Source organism: Dactylosporangium maewongense (genome assembly GCF_039531485.1).
GTDB lineage: Bacteria > Actinomycetota > Actinomycetes > Mycobacteriales > Micromonosporaceae > Dactylosporangium > Dactylosporangium maewongense.
This window is the reverse complement of the sequence record NZ_BAAAQD010000102.1, coordinates 1-906: the sequence shown is the minus strand read 5'-3', so window position 1 is coordinate 906 and position 906 is coordinate 1. Positions and strand designations below refer to the sequence as shown.

The 906-nt window shown below is 68.1% G+C and carries 1 protein-coding gene and 1 pseudogene; both read right to left on the bottom strand.

The genetic code is table 11. From position 1 onward, the window contains the following. Positions 1–722 (bottom strand): carbohydrate ABC transporter permease (locus ABD332_RS59910; RefSeq protein ID WP_344516108.1); only part of this gene is annotated, 722 nt, incomplete at its 3' end. Then, positions 719–906, bottom strand: a pseudogene (locus tag ABD332_RS59905) (sugar ABC transporter permease); the annotation flags it as partial. The gene ABD332_RS59910 and the pseudogene ABD332_RS59905, both read right to left, overlap by 4 nt.

The window sequence follows — 906 nt, the reverse complement described above, 5'->3', positions numbered from 1 at the left end:
AGCACGATGTCGGTGCCGTACTGGCCCTGGAACGCGCCCAGCCCGCCGGCCACGGTCCGCTTCGTCGGGTCGTCGACGAGGACGAGGGGCAGCAGGTACTGGTTCCAGCTGGCGAGGAAGAAGAGCACGGACAGTGCGGACCACGCCGAGGTGGCGAGCGGCAGGTGGATGCGGCGGAACGCCTGCCAGGTGTTGGCGCCGTCGACCTTCGCGGCTTCGGTGAGCGCGGGCTCGGCGCTGAGAAAGTGTACGCGCATCCAGAAGACGCCGAACGGCATGAGCAGTCCGATGAGCGGCAGGACGATCGCCAGCCGCGTCCCGAGCAGTCCCATGCTGCGCAGGTCGTAGTACAGCGGGGTGATCAGCGCCTCGAACGGCAGGGTGAGTCCGACGAGGAGAAGACCGTAGATCGCCTTACCGAAGGGCACGTTCAGCTGAGCGAGGGCGTAGCCCGCGGCGGTGGCCATCGCGACCGTGGCCGGCACGACGCCAAGCACGATGAGGGTGCTCGAGCGGAACAGCGCGACGAAGTTCGCCGCGCTCCACGCGTCGACGAAGTTGTGCCAGTGCGGGTCGCTCGGCCAGCTGAGGCCTTGCGGCGTGCTGCCCGGCGCCGCCAGTGCCGTGGTGAACATACTCAGCAGCGGCACCACGGCGAACAGCATCAGCGCGAGCAGGATCCCAGTGCGCGTTACTCGATGGGCGAGGCCCGATGTGGTCATTTCTCCCTCCCGAGACGCTGGATCGGCCAGATGACCACCAGCACGACGACGGCCAGGAACACCGCGAGCGCCGAGGCCTGGCCGACGTGCTGCTGCAGGAACGTCAACCGGTAGATCTGCACGCCGGGCACCATCGTCTGGTAGCCGGGACCGCCTTGCGTCGCGATCTGGACGACGTCGAAGC